At 43.0% G+C, this 19760-nt stretch carries 21 protein-coding genes; all 21 read left to right on the forward strand.

Annotated features, from left to right (window positions below; genetic code table 11):
* The first annotated feature begins 1 nt into the window (after position 1).
* Entirely contained in the window at positions 2–781 is a 780-nt protein-coding gene (gene rnhB / locus ABEV15_RS05305; protein ID WP_498852567.1) for a ribonuclease HII, read from the forward strand.
* Between the two features lies 1 nt (position 782).
* Positions 783–1052, forward strand: a complete 270-nt coding sequence (locus tag ABEV15_RS05310) for an EscU/YscU/HrcU family type III secretion system export apparatus switch protein (protein WP_429631769.1) — start codon at positions 783–785, stop codon at positions 1050–1052.
* A gap of 115 nt (positions 1053–1167) precedes the next feature.
* Positions 1168–2328, forward strand: coding sequence for an ADP-forming succinate--CoA ligase subunit beta (sucC, locus tag ABEV15_RS05315; protein WP_183241586.1), 1161 nt, complete (start codon positions 1168–1170; stop codon positions 2326–2328).
* A 19-nt stretch (positions 2329–2347) separates the two neighbouring features.
* Positions 2348–3250, forward strand: a complete 903-nt coding sequence (gene sucD / locus ABEV15_RS05320) for a succinate--CoA ligase subunit alpha (RefSeq protein ID WP_498852568.1) — start codon at positions 2348–2350, stop codon at positions 3248–3250.
* Between the two features lie 61 nt (positions 3251–3311).
* Complete coding sequence (gene dprA, locus ABEV15_RS05325; protein WP_498852569.1) at positions 3312–4199, forward strand: DNA-processing protein DprA; 888 nt, start codon at positions 3312–3314, stop codon at positions 4197–4199.
* A gap of 104 nt (positions 4200–4303) precedes the next feature.
* Positions 4304–6373, forward strand: a complete 2070-nt coding sequence (gene topA / locus ABEV15_RS05330) for a type I DNA topoisomerase (RefSeq protein ID WP_498852570.1) — start codon at positions 4304–4306, stop codon at positions 6371–6373.
* A 46-nt stretch (positions 6374–6419) separates the two neighbouring features.
* Positions 6420–7718 (forward strand): FADH(2)-oxidizing methylenetetrahydrofolate--tRNA-(uracil(54)-C(5))-methyltransferase TrmFO, encoded by a 1299-nt coding sequence (gene trmFO / locus ABEV15_RS05335; RefSeq protein ID WP_498852571.1) that lies wholly within the window; start codon positions 6420–6422, stop codon positions 7716–7718.
* 60 nt (positions 7719–7778) lie between these two features.
* Entirely contained in the window at positions 7779–8681 is a 903-nt protein-coding gene (xerC, locus tag ABEV15_RS05340; RefSeq protein ID WP_498852572.1) for a tyrosine recombinase XerC, read from the forward strand.
* Between the two features lie 12 nt (positions 8682–8693).
* The gene (gene hslV / locus ABEV15_RS05345) at positions 8694–9242 is read left to right on the forward strand and encodes an ATP-dependent protease subunit HslV (RefSeq protein WP_429631781.1); all 549 of its coding nucleotides are present in this window, start codon (positions 8694–8696) and stop codon (positions 9240–9242) included.
* Positions 9243–9255: 13 nt separating this feature from the next.
* On the forward strand, positions 9256–10635 hold the full coding sequence (gene hslU / locus ABEV15_RS05350; RefSeq protein WP_498852573.1) for an ATP-dependent protease ATPase subunit HslU: 1380 nt from the start codon (positions 9256–9258) through the stop codon (positions 10633–10635).
* A 14-nt stretch (positions 10636–10649) separates the two neighbouring features.
* Positions 10650–11429: a GTP-sensing pleiotropic transcriptional regulator CodY gene (gene codY, locus ABEV15_RS05355; RefSeq protein ID WP_429631785.1), complete on the forward strand. Its 780-nt coding sequence runs from the start codon at positions 10650–10652 to the stop codon at positions 11427–11429.
* A 159-nt stretch (positions 11430–11588) separates the two neighbouring features.
* Positions 11589–11969 (forward strand): flagellar basal body rod protein FlgB, encoded by a 381-nt coding sequence (gene flgB, locus ABEV15_RS05360; protein WP_498852574.1) that lies wholly within the window; start codon positions 11589–11591, stop codon positions 11967–11969.
* A gap of 3 nt (positions 11970–11972) precedes the next feature.
* Entirely contained in the window at positions 11973–12410 is a 438-nt protein-coding gene (flgC, locus tag ABEV15_RS05365; protein WP_429631789.1) for a flagellar basal body rod protein FlgC, read from the forward strand.
* A gap of 11 nt (positions 12411–12421) precedes the next feature.
* Entirely contained in the window at positions 12422–12715 is a 294-nt protein-coding gene (gene fliE / locus ABEV15_RS05370; RefSeq protein WP_498852575.1) for a flagellar hook-basal body complex protein FliE, read from the forward strand.
* 29 nt (positions 12716–12744) lie between these two features.
* A complete protein-coding gene (fliF, locus tag ABEV15_RS05375; RefSeq protein ID WP_498852576.1) occupies positions 12745–14331 on the forward strand; it encodes a flagellar basal-body MS-ring/collar protein FliF in 1587 nt (528 codons plus the stop codon).
* Between the two features lie 13 nt (positions 14332–14344).
* Positions 14345–15364, forward strand: coding sequence for a flagellar motor switch protein FliG (fliG, locus tag ABEV15_RS05380; RefSeq protein ID WP_429631795.1), 1020 nt, complete (start codon positions 14345–14347; stop codon positions 15362–15364).
* Positions 15348–16127, forward strand: coding sequence for a flagellar assembly protein FliH (gene fliH, locus ABEV15_RS05385; RefSeq protein ID WP_498852577.1), 780 nt, complete (start codon positions 15348–15350; stop codon positions 16125–16127). The genes fliG and fliH overlap by 17 nt, the downstream gene beginning before the upstream one ends.
* Complete coding sequence (gene fliI, locus ABEV15_RS05390) at positions 16124–17437, forward strand: flagellar protein export ATPase FliI (protein ID WP_429631799.1); 1314 nt, start codon at positions 16124–16126, stop codon at positions 17435–17437. Before fliH ends, fliI begins: the two co-directional genes overlap by 4 nt.
* 7 nt (positions 17438–17444) lie before the next feature.
* On the forward strand, positions 17445–17888 hold the full coding sequence (gene fliJ / locus ABEV15_RS05395) for a flagellar export protein FliJ (protein WP_429631801.1): 444 nt from the start codon (positions 17445–17447) through the stop codon (positions 17886–17888).
* 6 nt (positions 17889–17894) lie between these two features.
* Positions 17895–18503 (forward strand): MotE family protein, encoded by a 609-nt coding sequence (locus ABEV15_RS05400; protein WP_498852578.1) that lies wholly within the window; start codon positions 17895–17897, stop codon positions 18501–18503.
* A gap of 14 nt (positions 18504–18517) precedes the next feature.
* Positions 18518–19753 (forward strand): flagellar hook-length control protein FliK, encoded by a 1236-nt coding sequence (locus tag ABEV15_RS05405; protein ID WP_498852579.1) that lies wholly within the window; start codon positions 18518–18520, stop codon positions 19751–19753.
* Positions 19754–19760: the final 7 nt, after the last annotated feature.

Here is a 19760-nt window from a genome sequence, read left to right on the forward strand (position 1 = left end):
AGTGATGGCGGTGAACATACAAGAGATTAAGCAACGACTACAAACGATTCACGATGAAACGGATGAATGGTTTCAACAACTATTGCATGACGAACGAAAAGGCGTCCAGCGCCTCGTTCAACTATGGTATAAGCAAAAAGAAGAAGAAAAACGGGAGCGGGAACGTTTTTTGCATATGTTGCAATATGAGCAGGCGCTATACGAAAAAGGGGTACGCTACATTGCCGGCGTAGACGAAGTGGGACGCGGTCCGCTTGCCGGTCCGGTCGTTGCTGCGGCAGTTATTTTGCCAAAAGACGTGTTTTTACCTCATGTAGATGATTCAAAAAAACTATCGGAAACGAAGCGCGAACAACTGTTTTCTGTTATTCAACAAACGGCGCTTGCGATCGGCATTGGCGTCGTCAGCGCGCGTGAAATTGATGAGCTAAACATTTACGAAGCAACAAAAAAAGCGATGGTGCAAGCCGTCAAAGCGCTTGCGATCGTTCCAGAACATTTGCTCATTGATGCGATGCACATTCCGCTATCGATTCCACAAACGTCAATCATTAAAGGAGATGCGCATAGTGCATCCATTGCGGCAAGTTCGATTGTAGCGAAAGTGACGCGCGATCGGATGATGAAACAGCTAGGTGAAAAATATCCGCAATATGGCTTTGAACAACATATGGGATACGGAACGAAAGCGCATTTACAAGCGATTGAACGATACGGAGTCATTGAAGAGCACCGTCGCTCCTTTGCGCCGATTCGCGAGCGATTAAAGCGGGGGAAATAGGATGAAACGAAAGTGTGCGGTTGCTTTGTCGTACGACGAACAACATATTGCACCAGTCGTTGTCGCCAAAGGAGAAGGGGCGGTTGCAGAGCGCATTATTGAACGCGCGAAACAATACGATGTCCCGATTTACGAAGATGAAACGCTGGCTGCGATGCTCGGGCAACTGCAGTTAAACGAAACGATTCCTGAGGAACTGTACAAAGTCGTTGCCGAAGTATTCGCGTTTATTTATCAAGTCGAAAAAAAGGCAGAGGGGCGATTGGAATGATCGCTTCTTTTTTATTTGTTAAAGAATTTTCTGTCTAAATGGTAGACAACTGACAAAGTATCATTATACAATGAAAGCGCTAGTACTTTTATTTTTATACATAGGAGGATGGGGTATGAATATTCATGAGTATCAAGGAAAAGAGATCCTCAGAAGCTACGGAGTGAGCGTGCCGAACGGCCGTGTCGCGTTTACGGTTGAAGAAGCGGTCGAAGCGGCGAAAGAGCTCGGCAGTAGTGTTTGTGTCGTCAAAGCGCAAATTCATGCCGGCGGTCGCGGAAAAGCAGGGGGGGTAAAAGTCGCAAAAAGTTTAGAAGAAGTTCGTACATATGCGAGTGAGCTATTAGGCAAAGTGCTTGTCACGCATCAAACAGGTCCAGAAGGAAAAGAAGTGAAGCGCCTTCTTATCGAAGAAGGATGCGACATTAAAAAAGAATATTACATCGGGCTTGTTGTGGATCGTGCGACGTCCCGCGTCGTTTTAATGGGCTCAGAAGAAGGCGGAACAGAAATTGAAGAAGTCGCAGCAAAAACGCCAGAGAAAATTTTTAAAGAGTATATCGACCCAGCTGTCGGCTTACAAGCGTTTCAAGCGCGCCGGATGGCGTTTAACATCAACATTCCAAAGGAGCTTGTCAACCAAGCGGTAAAATTTATGTTAGGATTATATCAAGTGTTCGTTGAAAAAGACTGCTCGATCGCTGAAATTAACCCGCTCGTTGTGACAGGCGACGGAAAAGTCATGGCGCTTGATGCAAAGCTCAACTTTGATTCTAATGCGCTATATCGTCATAAAGACATTTTAGAATACCGCGATTTAGATGAAGAAGATCCAAAAGAAATTGAAGCGTCGAAATACGATTTAAACTACATTTCGCTTGACGGAAATATCGGCTGCATGGTAAACGGTGCGGGCTTAGCGATGGCGACGATGGATATTATTAAATATTACGGTGGCGAGCCAGCAAACTTTTTAGATGTTGGTGGCGGTGCGACGACAGAAAAAGTAACAGAAGCGTTTAAAATCATTTTATCTGACCCGAAAGTAAAAGGCATTTTCGTTAACATTTTCGGGGGCATTATGAAATGTGACGTCATCGCAAACGGCATTGTTGAAGCGACGAAGCAAGTCGGCTTAAATCTTCCGCTTGTCGTCCGTTTAGAAGGAACGAACGTTGAATTAGGGAAAAAGATTTTAGAAGAGTCTGGACTAAACATTACAGCCGCTGAATCGATGGCAGACGGCGCGCAAAAAATCGTTTCGCTAGTAAGCTAATAGAAGGGATGGGAGAAACGTGAGCGTTTTTGTTAATAAAGAGACGAAAGTGATCGTGCAAGGAATTACAGGTTCACAAGGATTGTTCCATACAAAGCAAATGATCGAGTACGGCACAAACATCGTTGGCGGTGTGACACCAGGAAAAGGCGGTACAGAAGTTGAAGGTGTATCTGTTTTTGATACGGTTTCTGAAGCGGTTGAAAAAACGGGAGCGAACGCTTCAGTCATTTACGTTCCGCCTGCGTTTGCAGCAGACGCGATTATGGAAGCTGTCGATGCGGAAATCGACCTAGTTGTTTGTATTACGGAAGGCATTCCTGTATTAGATATGGTGAAAGTGAAGCGCTACATGGAAGGAAAGAAAACGCGCCTCATCGGACCGAACTGCCCTGGTATTATTACACCAGAAGAATGCAAAATCGGCATTATGCCAGGTTACATTCATAAAAAAGGGCATGTCGGCATCGTTTCGCGTTCAGGTACGTTAACGTATGAAGCGGTACACCAATTAACGCAAGCGGGCATCGGTCAATCGACAGCGGTTGGTATCGGCGGTGACCCAGTCAACGGCACAAACTTCATCGACGTATTAAAAGCGTTTAATGAAGATGAAGACACGTATGCGGTCATTATGATCGGTGAAATTGGTGGAACAGCGGAAGAAGAAGCGGCAGAATGGGTAAAAGCGAACATGACAAAACCGGTTGTCGGCTTTATCGGTGGGCAAACTGCTCCTCCAGGAAAACGCATGGGACATGCCGGTGCGATCATTTCTGGCGGAAAAGGAACAGCAGCAGAAAAAATTAAAACGATGACAGCATGCGGTATTAAAGTTGCGGAGACGCCGGCAGTCATCGGCGAAACGCTTATCTCGGTATTAAAAGAGCGCGGCTTATACGAAAAATGTAAAACACATTAATAATCGCGAATCGTCCTAAGGCACAAACCTTAGGACGATTTTTATAAATAGGAGGGATATCATGTACGATACAACTCGCGAACGGCTTATTCATTTACATCATTGTCGCGGCATTGGATGGAAAAGCATAGCACGCTTACTTCATTTTGACCCATCGCTATCCTCGATTTTTCACCTTTCTTATGGGCGACTTCAACGCTTACTTCCCATTCCACAAAAACATTTTACTGTCTTTTTCCATGATTTGCATTGTCACAAGTTGAGACGTATGATAAAAACATATGAGGAGCAAAACATTCATATTGTGACAATAAAGGATGATAGTTATCCGAATTGGCTCAAACATATATACGATCCCCCGTGGGTACTATATGCGAAAGGAAACGTGCAATTGTTAGCGCGACGAAAAATGATTAGCGTCGTTGGCACACGGACTCCAACGCGTCAAGGGCTTGTAGCGATGCAAACCGTTCTTCCTTCGCTCATTCAAAACGGTTGGGTCATTGTGAGCGGACTAGCAAAAGGCATTGATGCAGAGGCGCACCGTTTATGTTTGCGCTACAATGGCGAAACAATTGCGGTCATTGCTGGTGGACTGCATTACATGTACCCTCCCGAAAATGAATCATTATTTCGACAATTAGCGACAACACAACTTATTATTTCTGAATATCCGCCAGTTGTTCGACCACAAACGTGGCATTTTCCGATGCGCAATCGCATCATTAGCGGTTTGTCTGTCGGCACGCTTGTCGTACAAGCGAAAGAGCGAAGCGGTTCGCTTATAACAGCTGATTTTGCGTTGCAGTACGGGAGAGAAGTGTTTGCGATTCCTGGTGACATATCGACAGAAGAAGCGCGTGGGACGAACCGTCTCATTCAACAAGGAGCGAAATTAGTACTGTCAAGTGAGGATATTGAAGAGGAATTTCGACATCTTTTTACATGAACGAAAGAAAAAATCGAAAAATGATGTTTGACAAATGAACGAATCATCATTAATAATAATGAGGATTTTACTTTACGAATTACCTCTTGAGGGAGGACAAAATGATGTCAGACTACTTAGTCATTGTAGAATCGCCAGCGAAGGCGAAAACGATTGAACGATATTTAGGAAAAAAGTATAAAGTAAAAGCATCAATGGGTCATGTGCGCGATTTGCCAAAAAGTCAAATGGGCGTTGATATACAAAACGACTATGAGCCAAAGTATATTACGATTCGTGGAAAAGGCTCCGTGATTAAAGAGTTGAAGGCAGCAGCGAAAAAAGCAAAAAAAGTATTTCTTGCCGCCGACCCAGATCGTGAAGGAGAAGCGATTGCTTGGCATTTAGCACATTTGCTTGATTTAAATACAGACTCACCATGTCGCGTTGTATTTAACGAAATTACGAAAGATGCCATTAAACAATCATTTGAACAGCCGCGCGCCATTAACATGCATTTAGTTCATGCCCAACAAGCGCGGCGCGTGCTAGATCGCCTTGTCGGCTACAACATTAGCCCGCTGCTTTGGAAAAAAGTTAAAAAAGGATTAAGTGCAGGGCGTGTACAATCCGTTGCGCTTCGCTTAATTATCGATCGGGAAAAAGAAATTCAATCGTTCCAGCCCGAAGAATATTGGACAATTCAAGGAACGTTTGTCAAAGGGAATGACATATTTGAAGCACAATTTTACCGACTTGATAGCGAAACGTTCGATTTAAAAACAGAGCAAGATGTCCAACATGTGTTAAGCCATATTCAAGGCAATGAATTTGTTGTTACGGCGGTAACGAAAAAAGAGCGAAAGCGCAATCCCGTCGCCCCGTTCATTACATCGTCGTTACAACAAGAGGCGGCTCGGAAATTAAATTTCCGCACGAAAAAAACGATGATGGTTGCACAGCAGCTATATGAAGGCATCGATCTTGGAAGCGAAGGAACTGTCGGTTTAATTACATATATGCGTACAGACTCGACACGCGTGTCCGAAAGCGCTCAACAAGAGGCGATTCAGTATATTGAACAGACGTTCGGCATATCATATGTAGCAACAGAAAAAAGAAAGGAAAAACAAAAAGCGAACGCGCAAGATGCGCACGAAGCGATTCGTCCAACGTCCGTCTGGCGTCATCCTAGCGCGATTAAGCCATATGTGACACGCGATCAATATCAGCTATATAAACTCATTTGGGAGCGTTTTATCGCGAGCCAAATGGCGCCAGCTGTGCTCGATACGGTAGCAGTTGAGCTTTCAAACGGCTCGGTCGTCTTTCGCGCGACAGGTTCGACAGTAAAGTTTCCGGGTTTTATGAAAGTGTATGTCGAAGGAACGGACGACCCAAAAGATGAGCAACAGCGATTATTGCCGGACTTTGTGGAAGGAGAGCGCGTCTTTAGCAAAGATATCGAAGGGAAGCAACATTTTACGCAACCTCCGCCACGCTACACGGAAGCGCGCCTTGTGAAAACGTTAGAAGAACTCGGCATCGGCCGCCCATCGACGTATGCCCCGACGCTCGATACGATTCAAAAACGCAATTATGTAACGCTTGAAAATAAGCGATTTGTGCCAACGGAACTTGGCGAAATTGTACTTGATTTAATGATGCAATTTTTCCCGGAAATTTTAGATGTCGAATTTACAGCAAAAATGGAAAAAAACTTAGACGACATCGAAGAAGGAAAAGTCGAATGGGTGCGCATTATTGATGAATTTTATCGTGAGTTTGAAAAACGGTTAAAGATTGCTGAAGTAGAAATGGAGAAAGTAGAAATAGCCGATGAATCAGCAGATGTAGATTGCGACGTATGCGGAAGCCCGATGGTATATAAAATGGGGCGCTTCGGAAAGTTTATCGCTTGTTCAAACTTCCCACAATGTCGCAATACAAAAGCGATTGTCAAAGATATTGGCGTGAAATGTCCGCGCTGTCATGAAGGAAACATCGTCGAACGAAAAAGTAAAAAGAAACGCATGTTTTATGGTTGCGACCGTTTCCCGACGTGCGATTTTGTTTCGTGGGATAAACCGATCAGTCGACCGTGTCCAAAGTGCGGCGGCATGCTTGTTGAGAAAAAAGGGAAAAAAAGCGTGCACATTCAATGTACGCAATGTGAATATAACGAACAACAGTAAGGTGAGGCGCATACCCTCACCCATTTTATCGAGGAGGGACTATTCTATGGAAGTCACAGTCATTGGAGCAGGATTAGCAGGAAGTGAGGCCGCATGGCAACTGGCGAAGCGCGGTGTTCGTGTTCGATTGTATGAAATGCGTCCGGTCAAACAAACCCCAGCGCATCATACCGACAAATTTGCTGAACTCGTATGCAGTAACTCGTTGCGTGCGAATACATTAACGAATGCAGTTGGCGTGTTAAAAGAAGAAATGCGTCGATTAGACTCTGTCATTATGAAAGCAGCAGACTCTTGTTCTGTCCCAGCCGGTGGGGCTTTAGCAGTCGATCGTCACGAATTTGCTGCAAAAGTAACAGAAATGGTGGCAAATCATCCGAATGTGACTGTTGTGCGTGAGGAAGTGACGTCGATTCCAACAGGTCCGACGATTATTGCGACAGGTCCGTTAACATCGCAACCGCTTTCGGAACAGCTTCAGGCGTTAACAGGAGAAGCATATTTATATTTTTACGATGCCGCTGCACCGATTGTTGAGAAAGAAAGCATTGATATGGAAAAAGTATATATAAAGTCTCGCTATGACAAAGGGGAAGCAGCATATATTAACTGCCCGATGACAGAAGAGGAGTTTGAACGATTTTACGATGCGCTCATCTCTGCTGAAACGGTGCCGTTAAAAGAGTTTGAAAAAGAAATTTATTTTGAAGGATGCATGCCAATTGAAGTAATGGCGCGACGCGGAAAGAAAACGTTGCTGTTTGGACCAATGAAACCTGTCGGCTTAGAAGATCCACGTACAGGCAAACGTCCTTTTGCTGTTGTCCAACTTCGCCAAGATGATGCCGCAGGAACGTTGTACAACATTGTCGGGTTTCAAACGCATTTAAAATGGGGGGCGCAAAAAGAAGTCATTCGGCTTATTCCCGGGCTTGAACAAGCAGAAATTGTGCGCTACGGTGTGATGCACCGCAATACGTTTATTAATTCGCCGAAGTTACTAAAACCGACATACCAATATAAAGAAAGAGACGATTTATTTTTTGCAGGACAAATGACCGGTGTCGAAGGATATGTTGAGTCAGCGGCATCAGGACTTGTGGCGGGGATTAATGCGGCACATTACGTACTCGGAAAAGAACTTGTGGTGTTTCCGCAAGAAACAGCGATCGGCAGCATGGCGCACTATATCACATCAGCCAATCCGAAACATTTTCAACCGATGAATGCGAATTTCGGCTTATTTGCGCCGCTCGATGAGCCGATTAAAGATAAAAAGAAAAAAAATGAACAGTATGCAGAACGAGCATTGAGAACAATTCAGAATTTTTTAAAAAAGTTGTGAAATTCATTGCAAGAGCTGCTAAATTATGCTACTATTTAGTAGCTCTTGTGAGGTGATCGAATGGAAAATGTGAATTTTACGTTACATTTGTTCATTGAATATTTACAAATAGAAAAAAATTATTCAGAATATACAATTGCGTGTTATAAGCATGATATTGGCGAATTTTTTGAATTTATGGAGCGCGAACAAGTGAAACGATTGCAAGATGTTTCTTATAGCGACGTTCGCTTGTTTTTAACCGAGCTTCATCAGCGAAAGCAATCAAGCCGTTCGATTGCCCGGAAAATGTCGAGCCTGCGCAGCTTTTACAAATTTTTAGTGCGGGAGAAAATCGTTTCTGAAAATCCGTTTGCGCTTGCTTCGTTGCCGAAGAAAGAACAGAAAATTCCACATTTTTTGTATCCAGATGAATTAGAACAATTGTTTGTTGTCAATGATTTGAATACAGCGATCGGTCAACGAAATCAAGCGATCATCGAGCTGTTATATGCCACAGGCATTCGTGTAAGTGAATGTTGTAACATTCGCCTGTCGCACATTGATTTTTCTGTATGCACCATTTTAATTTACGGAAAAGGGAACAAACAGCGATATGTCCCGTTCGGTACGTATGCCAAAAAGGCGCTCGAACGATATATACAAGACGGACGTCAGCAACTTGTCAGCAAGGCAAAGGTGCCCACGGACGTACTTTTTTTAAATGCGCGCGGTGGCGCGTTAACGCCAAGGGGAGTGCGTCACATCTTAAACGAGATCGTCGAACAGGCAGCCCTTTCGTTAAAAGTAAGCCCCCATGTGTTTCGGCATACGTTTGCAACGCATTTATTAAACGAAGGCGCTGATTTACGTTCTGTACAAGAATTGTTAGGACATACGCATCTTTCATCGACGCAAGTGTATACACATGTAACGAAAGATCATTTGCGCCACATTTATTTACATTCCCACCCGCGCGCATAATGAAAAAGGAGGATGTTTATGAGTCAATTTCATGCGACGACGATTTTTGCGATTCGCCATCAAGGAAAAGGAGCGATGGCGGGCGATGGTCAAGTGACGTTCGGCAATGCCGTAGTGATGAAACATACAGCGCGAAAAATTCGTAAACTTTTTCATGGCAAAGTATTAGCTGGTTTTGCAGGAGCAGTAGCTGATGCGTTTACGCTGTTTGAAATGTTCGAAGGAAAGTTAGAAGAATATAACGGAAATCTACAACGGGCTGCGGTTGAACTAGCGAAAGAGTGGCGAAGCGATAAAGTGTTGCGACGATTAGAGGCGATGTTAATCGTCATGGATGCAACACATGTACTGCTCATTTCTGGAACGGGTGAAGTCATCGAACCAGATGACGATATATTAGCGATCGGTTCAGGCGGCAACTATGCGCTAGCCGCAGGTCGTGCATTAAAGGCGTATGCAGGTGAACATTTAACAGCGAAGCAAATTGCAGAAGCCGCATTAAAAGTAGCGAGCGATATTTGCGTGTACACAAACGATTGCATTATTGTCGAAGAGCTGTAGAGGGGGGAGCGGCATGTTAACGCCAAAACAAATTGTTGAAAAGCTTGATCAATTTATCGTCGGTCAGCATGAAGCGAAAAAAGCGGTGGCGATTGCGCTAAGAAATCGTTATCGTCGCAGTTTATTAGATGAAAAGTTGCGCGATGAAGTCGTTCCGAAAAACATCTTAATGATCGGACCGACTGGTGTTGGGAAAACAGAAATTGCTCGGCGATTAGCGAAACTTGTTGGCGCTCCGTTCGTAAAAGTAGAGGCGACGAAATTTACGGAAGTCGGTTATGTTGGCCGCGACGTAGAATCTATGGTGCGCGATCTCGTTGAAACGTCCGTACGCATCGTGAAAGAACGAAAAATGAATGAAGTAAAAGATCGTGCGCAACAATTGGCGAACCATCGTATCGTTGAACTGCTCGTTCCTGGGAAAACGAAGCAGACGATGAAAAATCCGTTTGAACTTTTGTTTGGTGGTGCACAAGAGCAAGCGGACGTCGGATATGATGAGCAAAACCTCGCTGAAAAGCGGCGACAAGTAGCGTGGAAACTCGCGAACGGTGAGTTAGAAGATGAATTTGTGACCGTTGAAATTGAAGAGCAACAACCGCTTATGTTTGATTTATTTCAAGGTGCGGGCATGGAGCAAATGGGCGCCAATATGCAAGATATGTTAAGCAGCTTTATGCCGAAAAAACGAAAGAAACGAAAATTAAAAGTAAAAGAAGCGCGCTACGTGCTCACCAACGAAGAAGCGCAAAAGCTGATCGATATGGATGAAGTGACGCAAGAAGCGATTCGATTAGCTGAACAATCAGGCATTATTTTTATTGACGAGATTGACAAAATTGCGCGCAGAGGACAGACAGGGGCATCGGCTGACGTTTCGCGTGAAGGCGTACAACGCGATATTTTGCCGATCGTCGAAGGTTCGACCGTCATGACGAAATACGGACCAGTCAAAACGGACCATATTTTATTTATTGCTGCTGGTGCGTTTCATATGGCGAAACCGTCTGACTTAATTCCAGAGTTGCAAGGCCGTTTCCCGATTCGCGTCGAGCTGACGAAGCTGACTGTCGATGATTTTGTGAAAATATTAGTGGAACCAAACAATGCGCTTTTAAAACAATACGTTGCCTTACTTGCTACGGAAGGTATACAACTTGAATTTTCTGACGATGCTATTCGTAAAATTGCCGAAGTTGCTTTTGAAGTAAACCAACAAACCGATAACATTGGAGCACGTCGCCTTCATACGATTATGGAAAAATTGTTAGAAGACTTATTGTATGAAGCGCCGGATGTACATCTTGAAAAAGTAGTGATCACTTCGCAATATGTGGAGAAAAAACTAGGAAACATTGTGCGAAATAAAGATTTAAGCCAGTTTATTTTATAAGAGGAGGATGCGAGATGAACTTACTTCAAAAAACAAGAAAAATTAATGCGATGTTGCAAAACGCAGCTGGAAAGCCGGTAAACTTTAAAGAGATGGCAGAAACGCTTTGCGAAGTCATCGAAGCAAACGTTTTCGTTGTGAGCCGTCGCGGAAAGCTGCTTGGCTTTGCGATTAAACAAACGATTGAAAACGAACGAATGAAAAAAATGTTAGCGGATCGTCAATTCCCAGAAGAATATACAAAAAATTTATTTAACATTACAGAAACGTCGCCAAACCTTGATATTCATAGCGAGTATACGGCATTTCCTGTCGAAAATAAAGACTTATTTAAAAATGGTTTAACGACAATCGTGCCGATTATCGGTGGTGGTGAACGTCTAGGAACGCTCATTTTATCTCGCTTAGATAAAGAATTTCACGATGACGATTTAATTTTAGCTGAATACGGAGCAACGGTTGTCGGAATGGAAATTTTGCGTGAAAAAGCGGAAGAAATTGAAGAAGAAGCGCGCAGCAAAGCTGTTGTTCAAATGGCGATCAGCTCGCTTTCGTATAGTGAATTAGAAGCGATTGAGCATATTTTTGAAGAGTTAGATGGAACAGAAGGATTGCTTGTTGCAAGTAAAATCGCTGATCGTGTCGGGATTACGCGCTCAGTTATTGTCAACGCGCTTCGTAAATTAGAAAGTGCCGGAGTCATTGAATCTCGTTCGCTTGGAATGAAAGGAACGTACATTAAAGTATTAAACGATAAGTTTTTAACAGAACTTGAAAAATTAAAACATCATTAAAAACAAGAAGGCATCTTTGCAAGAAAGATGCCTCTTTTGTTAAAGTATGTGAAAATGTTAAAGTATGTGAAAAATGGTCCAATGTTCCCTATATACAATATGTAAATAATTTTTTACAATAAAGGTGTCAAACGGTGTCTATGTGGGGAGGAATATGCCGTGAGATTGTTTTCAAATACATTCCAAATATTAGAAAAAGGGTTAAATTATTCATCGTTGAAACAAAAAGTGATCGCAAACAATATCGCGAATGTCGATACACCAAATTTTCAAGCAAAAGACGTCCAATTTCGTACAGAATTTCATCAAGCACTGCAAGCGTACCGCACAGATCCGCGTCATTTTGAGTTTAAAGGAAGCACAAACAAATTTTTCATGACGACTAAAAACGATCTCGTTTACAATCATAATAAGAATAATGTCGATCTAGATCAAGAAATGTCGGATTTAGCGCAAAACCAAATTTATTACAACGCTTTAGTCGAACGAATAAACGGAAAGTTTAACTCCTTAAAAACGGTCATTAAGGGAGGAAAATAATACATGTTTCAAAGTTTCAATGTGTCTGCTTCTGCATTAACTGCTCAACGGTTGCGCATGGATGTCATTTCTGCAAATATGGCAAACGTCGATACGACGCGGGCAAAAATGGTAGACGGAAAGTGGCAACCGTATCGTCGCAAAATGGTTGTGATGCAGCCGAACGAATCGTTTTCTTCTTTTTTACATCAAGCGATGAACGAGCGGTCGGCAGGCGGAGTCAAAGTGACAAAAATTGTCGAGGATCAAACGCCATTTAAACTTGTATATGATCCGTCTCATCCGGATGCAGATGAAAACGGATATGTGCAGCTGCCAAACGTCGATCCGTTAAAAGAAATGGTTGATTTAATGAGCGCGACTCGCTCGTATGAAGCAAACGTGACAGTATTAAATGCGACAAAAGGGATGTTAATGAAGGCGTTAGAGATCGGAAAATAGGGGGGTAAACGATGATTGATCGCATCCAACGTACAGTTTTATCACCAGCTGCACAGCAGCAAGCGATAAAGCCCGCGGAAGCACAACGGGCGTTTTCTCAATTTTTAAAAGAAGCGATTAACGAAGTAAATAAACAGCAAATGGAATCGGATCAGTTGACAACAAAGTTAGCAAAAGGAGAAAACGTGGATTTGCACAATGTTATGATCGCTTCACAAAAAGCGAGCGTATCACTTCAATTAGCGATTGAAGTGCGCAATAAAGTCATTGAAGCATATCAAGAATTGATGAGAATGCAAGTATAATTGACCTCAAGAGATAGCGGAGGGAGCGTATGAATGAGCGATTAAAACAAGCGATAGAACGATTAAAATTGTTTTGGAGCGAGAGAACAAAACAGCAAAAAGCGATGGCTTTAGGACTTGCTGTTTTGGTGGTCGTTGCTGTTGCGCTTACTGCTTTTTTTGCGACGCGAACGAATTTTGTTCCTCTCTACAGCAATTTATCGCCGCAAGAAGCTGGACAAATTAAGGCAACGCTTGATCAGCGCGGTATTCAGTCGCAAGTTGCCGATAACGGCACGACCATTTTAGTGCCCGAACAGCTTGTAAACACGTTAAAAGTTGAATTAGCAGCAGAAGGCATTCCAGACAGCGGGAGCATTGATTATTCATTTTTTGGGAAAAACTCTGGCTTCGGCATGACAGATAATGAATTTAACGTGTTAAAAATTGAGGCGATGCAAACAGAGCTCGCCAACTTAATAAAAAGTATAGACGGGGTAGAAGATGCGAAGGTGATGATTAATCTACCCCAGCCGACCATATTTGTTGGTGACCAACAGGAAGAGGCATCTGCTTCCATCGTTTTGAAAACAAAGGCAGGATATAAATTTAATGAACAGCAAATTAAATCGTTATACCACCTTGTTTCCAAAAGCGTGCCGAACCTTCCTACTGAAAATATCGTCATTATGAATCAATATTTTGAGTACTTTGATTTAAAAAATGAAGAAAATTTTTCGTCTGGCAAAACATTTGCAGAACAATATGAAATTAAACAAGAAATTGAGCGCGATATTCAACGTCGCGTCCAAAAAATGTTAGGAACGATGATCGGACAAGATAAAGTCGTCGTTTCTGTCACAGCAGACGTTGATTTCACGCAAGAAAATCGCCAAGAAGAGCTTGTTGAGCCAGTAGATAAAGAAAATATGGAAGGCATTGCAGTAAGCATACAGCGCATTACTGAAACGTTTTCCGGTCAAGGGGCTCAACCGGGCGGCACAGTAGGGACGGGAGAAAACGACGTGCCAGGTTATCAAGGAGCGAATGGCGAGACGAATGGGGATTATGAGCGAATTGAGGAAACAATTAATAACGAGGTTAATAGAATAAAAAGGGAGATTGTTTCAAATCCTTATAAAATAAAAGATTTAGGCATTCAAGTGATGGTTGAACCGCCAAAACCTAATGATCCGAACTCACTTCCTGCACAAACGGTTGATGACATTACAAAAATTTTAGGTACGATCGTGCGTACGTCAGTCGACAAAGAAATTGCAGGACAATGGACGGACAACGATTTGCAAAATCGCGTTGTCGTTTCAGTTCAGCCGTTTAACGGAAAAGTGCAGTTTGACGAAGAAACCGCAACGATTCCGACATGGGCATATATAGCTGGTGGCGGAGCGCTTATTTTGCTTCTTGCTTTGATCGTCTTTTTATGGTTGCGCAAACGCAAGAAAGAAGAAATGGACGAACAACCAGTGCAAGAAGAGCGAGTGGCAGTACAAATTCCAGACGTCAACGAAGAAGTCGAAACGGAAGCAACATTACGTCGCAGGCAGCTTGAAAAACTCGCAAAAGAAAAGCCAGAAGAATTTGCGAAATTGCTAAGAACATGGCTTGCAGAGGAATAAAGGAGGGGATTGTATGGCGAAACGCGATCAAAAAGGCGAATTGACAGGAAAACAAAAGGCAGCCATTCTCCTCATTTCATTAGGACCAGACGTCTCAGCATCTGTATATAAACATTTGTCTGAAGAAGAAATTGAAAAATTGACGCTTGAAATTTCTAACGTTCGTCAAGTTGATGCTGAGAAAAAAGAAATGATTTTAGAAGAATTTCATCAAATCGCATTAGCGCAAGATTACATTTCGCAAGGTGGAATTGCCTACGCGAAACAAGTGCTTGAAAAAGCGCTCGGTCCAGAACAGGCGATGAACATTATTAATCGCTTAACGTCTGCTTTGCAAGTGCGTCCGTTTGATTTCGCACGCAAGGCGGATCCGGCGCAAATTTTAAACTTTTTACAAAACGAACATCCACAAACGATTGCGCTCGTGCTGTCGTATTTAGAACCAGCGCAAGCCGGTCAAATTTTATCGGCGCTTCCGCAAGAAATGCAAGCGGATGTCGCTCGGCGCATCGCCTTGATGGATCGCACATCACCAGAAATGATTAATGAAGTCGAACAAGTGCTTGAACGGAAACTATCGACGACAGTTGTACAAGATTACACGCAAACTGGTGGTATTGAAGCTGTTGTTGAAGTGTTGAACGCTGTCGATCGCGCAACCGAGCGCACCATTTTAGATGCCCTTGAAATTCAAGATTCAGAGCTAGCAGAAGAAATTAAAAAGCGCATGTTTGTATTTGAAGATATCGTTACGCTTGATAATCGTGCGATTCAACGCGTCATTCGCGAAGTGGACAATGCAGACTTGTTGCTTGCGTTGAAAGTGTCTAGCGATGAGGTGAAAGAAGTTGTATTCCGCAACATGTCTTCACGCATGGCGGAAACGTTTAAAGAGGAAATGGAGTTTATGGGTCCTGTTCGTCTTCGCGACGTAGAAGAAGCGCAATCGCGTATTGTTGCAGTGATTCGTCGTCTCGAAGAAGCGGGTGAGATTGTCGTCGCTCGTGGCGGAGGAGATGATATTATTGTCTAAAGTCATTAAAGCCCCTTTTGCTCGGACGTGTACCGAACAACGAGCGGTCATCCAAGTAAAAAAGGTGCTGCCTGACATGCAACAGGAAGCGCATGAGCAACATGAGGAAGCAACGATACAACATGTGCAAATGATGATCGAGCAAGCCGAGCAACAAGCGGCAAATATTCGTCAAGAAGCGGACATGTATTACGCATCTGTCCAACAACAGATTGCAGAAGAACAGAGAAAATGGGAAGAAGAACGAAACGAATGGATAAACGAAGCGCGCCAAGAAGGATATGTGGTCGGTTTAGAACAAGGGCGACAAGACGGGCTCCAGCAATATATGGAGGCGATCCGCGAAGCGAAGCAAATTGTGCAATCAGCCAACGAACAGTTTTATCACATTTTACAGTCGGCGGATGAAACGATTTTACTTGTCGCTTGTAAAGTGGCCGAACGGATCATCGGTGAACGTCTTGCTGAAAATAAAGAACATTTTCTCGGACTTGTCAAACAAGTGATTAAAGAAGTTCGGGAACATGAAGAAGTGAAAATATACGTTCATCCGGCTTATTATGACGTTGTCGTTCGTCAAAAGGAGGAGTTAAAAGCATTATTTAGCCAAGACGTTCATTTGTTTATTTATCCTGATGAAACATTAGCTGAAACAAGCTGTATCGTCGAATCGCCGTTTGGTCGTATTGACGCAAGTGTGGATACGCAGCTTGAGCAACTGAAGCAACAATTGCTCGAGCGGATCGAGGGGGCAAACGAATGAATTGGCAGGCACTTATCAATGAAATTGAGCTGCTCGATCCGTATAAACGATTTGGCAAAGTGACGCGCGTTATCGGCTTAATGATTGAAGCAAAAGGACCAGAAAGTTCCATTGGAGATGTTTGTTATATTCATATTGGTCATAAAAAAAAGAAAAAAATTCAAGCGGAAGTTGTCGGATTTCGCGACGAATATGTGCTTTTAATGCCGTATGCAACCGTTCAAGATATTGCTCCAGGGTGTATTGTCGAAGCGACAGGTACTCCGCTCGACATCAAAGTTGGTTCAGCGCTTGTCGGACGTGTCATTGATGCATTAGGCGCCCCGCTCGATGATCAGCCGCTTCCAAAAGGGTTGACAGCCGTTCCGATCGATCGCCAACCGCCAAATCCGATGACGCGACCAACAATTTCGGAACCGATTGAAGTCGGCGTGAAAATGATCGACAGTTTGCTGACGGTTGGAAAAGGGCAGCGTGTCGGAATTTTTGCTGGCTCTGGCGTCGGAAAAAGTACGTTAATGGGGATGATTGCTCGCAACACAAACGCAGATTTAAACGTCATTGCGCTGATCGGCGAACGTGGCCGTGAAGTGCGCGAGTTTATTGAGCGCGACCTCGGTCCAGAAGGGCTGAAACGATCTATTGTCGTTGTAGCGACGTCAGATCAGCCTGCGCTGATGCGCATTAAAGGAGCGTATACAGCCACGGCCATTGCCGAATATTTTCGCGATCAAGGGCTTAACGTCATGTTTATGATGGACTCGGTCACGCGCGTTGCGATGGCACAGCGCGAGGTCGGATTAGCTGTCGGGGAGCCGCCGACGACGAAAGGATATACACCGTCTGTTTTTGCTATTTTACCGAAATTGCTTGAGCGAACAGGGACGAACGAACACGGAACGATTACCGCGTTTTATACGGTGCTCGTTGACGGCGATGATATGAATGAGCCGATTGCTGATACCGTTCGTGGCATTTTAGACGGGCACTTCGTATTAGAACGACAACTAGCAAATAAAGGTCAATACCCAGCGATTAACGTATTAAAAAGCGTCAGCCGCGTCATGAACTACATTGTCACGCCAGAACATCGAAAAATGGCAGAGAAGCTACGTGAGCTGTTAGCGACATACGTTCAGTCTGAAGATTTAATTCAAATTGGTGCGTATAAACGTGGCTCGTCGCGAGAAATTGACGAAGCGATTCGCTACTATCCGAAAATCATTTCATTTTTAAAGCAAGATGTTCATGAATCGTACACAATTAACGAAAGCGTTCAACAGTTGTTTCAACTTATTGAACAAGGGTGAATAAATAATGGCACCGTTTAAATTAACAAAAATTTTAAACTTGAAAGAACATGAAAAGCAAAAAGCATTGCACGAATATGAAGAAGCGCGTAGCCGATTTGAAGAAGTGGCTGAAAAGCTATACCATTTTTTAAAGCAAAAAGAAGATTATGAAGAACAACATAAACAACAATTACAATTAGGGCTAGCGATTCAACATATTCGTTCGTTTCAAAGATTTATGAACAATTTGCAACGCGTCATTGATCATTATCAACATCTCGTTATGCAAGCACGTCAACAAATGGAATTGAAACAACTCAAATTAGTTGAGTTGAATGTCGAAGTGAAAAAATACGAAAAAATAAAAGAAAAATATGACGACATGATTGCAGCGCAACTACGAATGGCTGAACAAAAACAGATGGACGATATTTCCATACAGCAATATTGCTATCGAGAAACAAGGTGAGCGTCAATGGAACAGTTTGAAAAAGAAGAAGAAACGAAAAAAACAAGCAAGTTTCAATGGTTTCTTTTTGTCGTTTTTATTCCGCTTTTATTTACGATCTCGGTTGTTTTGTTGATTTTAACATTCTCTGGCATTAACGTATTTGAACAAGGGAAAAAATATGCAAGTCAATTGCCGTTTGTTTCGCAATGGATTGAAGGAACAGAAGCAAACGAAAAAAAGAAACTGCAAGAACAAATTGTCGAGTTAAAAGCAACGATTGTTGAAAAAGAGAAACAACTAAAAAAAGCGAACGATGCGCTCAAAGAAAAAGAAGCGGAAATTGATGCGCTAAAGCAAGAAATCGCACGTTTGCAGACAGAAAAAGAACAAGCACAACAGCCGACAACACCGTCAACAGAGCAGACAGATGCTACGCGTGTAGACGTTGTGAAAATGTATGAGACGATGTCACCAAAAAAAGCAGCGGAAATTATTCCGCAAATGTCGGATCAAGAAGCGGTCAATTTGTTGTCAAAATTGAAAGCAGACAAAGTGGCGGCCATTTTAGAAAAAATGGATGCACAAAATGCGGCAAAATATACGAGCTTACTTGCGAAAAAAGCGAACAATTGAAAGGAGGTGAAAAAATGAATATCGCGGCGATTTCTTCCATGGCTCCATTCAGCGGATCAAATCAACAAACGACTGTTGAAACGGGCGATGGATATGCATTTGCTCATTTGCTTTCCTCGTTGCGTCAAAAATCGGAGCCGGTGCAACCGTTGTCAGAACAGTCGGAAGCGATGCAACGAATCGATTGGGAGCAGTTGCAGCAATGGTTTGCTCAACTTCCGCTTCATGATGGATATGCCGAGAGACAAACGTTAGCAAATGAAATGATTCAATCGTTTCTTTCTCTTTTGCCAGAAGAAACGAAAGAACAAATCGTTCAACAATTTTCAGCCGAACAGCCGTTTGAAACGATGTTTTCAGCGTCCGATGATCATGATGAAAAAGATGAACTGATGCTCGTCATCGCTCTGTTTCAACTTGAACAAAAGCAATGGACGATTCCAGAGCCGATCGTCGAACATGCACGTGCAATGCTTCGCAACGTGTTCGGAACAAACGATGAACAAAGCAATACGATGAAAGACATGTTGCAAAAATTAATCGAGTTCGGCGACAGTGAAAAGACACGACGTCATATGGGACAAGTAGAAACAGGACAGATGCAAAAAGTTACAGGACATCCACGTGCTTTATTTTCGACTGTTGATCGTGAAAAAGCGATATCCGATATGAAATACGCTGTTGCACGTTTACAAGAACAACCTTGGCAACCTATACAAAAAGAAGTTGCACCATTACCACAAGAGCGTAAGCAACCGATTGTTCGCCTGTCGGAACAGATGCTACATGTCGCTCAACAATCAGATGATAAACATGTCCCGTTTGACCGACCAACGATTGATACGACGAATGAAACACCGTTTGTCGCACAGTTTGAGCGAATTGTTCGTTCAAGTCAATTCACGCGATGGAAAAACGGCAATGCACAAATGCTTATTCGCCTTCATCCTGAACATTTAGGATATATAACAATTAAGCTTATTCAACAAAAAGGAAAGCTAACGGCAAAAATGATTACATCGACCGAAGCGGCGAAACAGCTAGTGGAACAACATATTCATCAGCTTGCGCATATTGCCGATCACATTACGGTTGAACAATTTAACGTATTTGATCAAGCGAAATTTCGCGATCATTCATTCCAGCAACAAAAGCAGCAACAGCAACAACAAGAGCAACAAAGAGAAGAGAAAAGTGAGCGTGATCAATCGTTTGATGAGTGGTTAAAAGAGTGGTTTGACTTTGAATAGAGGTGAT

Origin of the sequence: Bhargavaea massiliensis (assembly GCF_050480245.1) — a bacterium.
Lineage (GTDB): Bacteria > Bacillota > Bacilli > Bacillales > Anoxybacillaceae > Anoxybacillus.

What these genes read in the sequence shown, in the direction of transcription:
- ABEV15_RS05310 (WP_429631769.1), top strand. Translation starts at nt 783, where the DNA reads ATGAAACGAAAGTGTGCGGTTGCTTTGTCGTACGACGAACAACATATT.
- sucC (WP_183241586.1), top strand. Translation starts at nt 1,168, where the DNA reads ATGAATATTCATGAGTATCAAGGAAAAGAGATCCTCAGAAGCTACGGA.
- dprA (WP_498852569.1), top strand. Translation starts at nt 3,312, where the DNA reads ATGTACGATACAACTCGCGAACGGCTTATTCATTTACATCATTGTCGC.
- topA (WP_498852570.1), top strand. Translation starts at nt 4,304, where the DNA reads ATGTCAGACTACTTAGTCATTGTAGAATCGCCAGCGAAGGCGAAAACG.
- trmFO (WP_498852571.1), top strand. Translation starts at nt 6,420, where the DNA reads ATGGAAGTCACAGTCATTGGAGCAGGATTAGCAGGAAGTGAGGCCGCA.
- xerC (WP_498852572.1), top strand. Translation starts at nt 7,779, where the DNA reads ATGGAAAATGTGAATTTTACGTTACATTTGTTCATTGAATATTTACAA.
- hslV (WP_429631781.1), top strand. Translation starts at nt 8,694, where the DNA reads ATGTTTATGAGTCAATTTCATGCGACGACGATTTTTGCGATTCGCCAT.
- hslU (WP_498852573.1), top strand. Translation starts at nt 9,256, where the DNA reads ATGTTAACGCCAAAACAAATTGTTGAAAAGCTTGATCAATTTATCGTC.
- codY (WP_429631785.1), top strand. Translation starts at nt 10,650, where the DNA reads ATGAACTTACTTCAAAAAACAAGAAAAATTAATGCGATGTTGCAAAAC.
- flgC (WP_429631789.1), top strand. Translation starts at nt 11,973, where the DNA reads ATGTTTCAAAGTTTCAATGTGTCTGCTTCTGCATTAACTGCTCAACGG.
- fliE (WP_498852575.1), top strand. Translation starts at nt 12,422, where the DNA reads ATGATTGATCGCATCCAACGTACAGTTTTATCACCAGCTGCACAGCAG.
- fliF (WP_498852576.1), top strand. Translation starts at nt 12,745, where the DNA reads ATGAATGAGCGATTAAAACAAGCGATAGAACGATTAAAATTGTTTTGG.
- fliG (WP_429631795.1), top strand. Translation starts at nt 14,345, where the DNA reads ATGGCGAAACGCGATCAAAAAGGCGAATTGACAGGAAAACAAAAGGCA.
- fliH (WP_498852577.1), top strand. Translation starts at nt 15,348, where the DNA reads ATGATATTATTGTCTAAAGTCATTAAAGCCCCTTTTGCTCGGACGTGT.
- fliI (WP_429631799.1), top strand. Translation starts at nt 16,124, where the DNA reads ATGAATTGGCAGGCACTTATCAATGAAATTGAGCTGCTCGATCCGTAT.
- fliJ (WP_429631801.1), top strand. Translation starts at nt 17,445, where the DNA reads ATGGCACCGTTTAAATTAACAAAAATTTTAAACTTGAAAGAACATGAA.
- ABEV15_RS05400 (WP_498852578.1), top strand. Translation starts at nt 17,895, where the DNA reads ATGGAACAGTTTGAAAAAGAAGAAGAAACGAAAAAAACAAGCAAGTTT.
- ABEV15_RS05405 (WP_498852579.1), top strand. Translation starts at nt 18,518, where the DNA reads ATGAATATCGCGGCGATTTCTTCCATGGCTCCATTCAGCGGATCAAAT.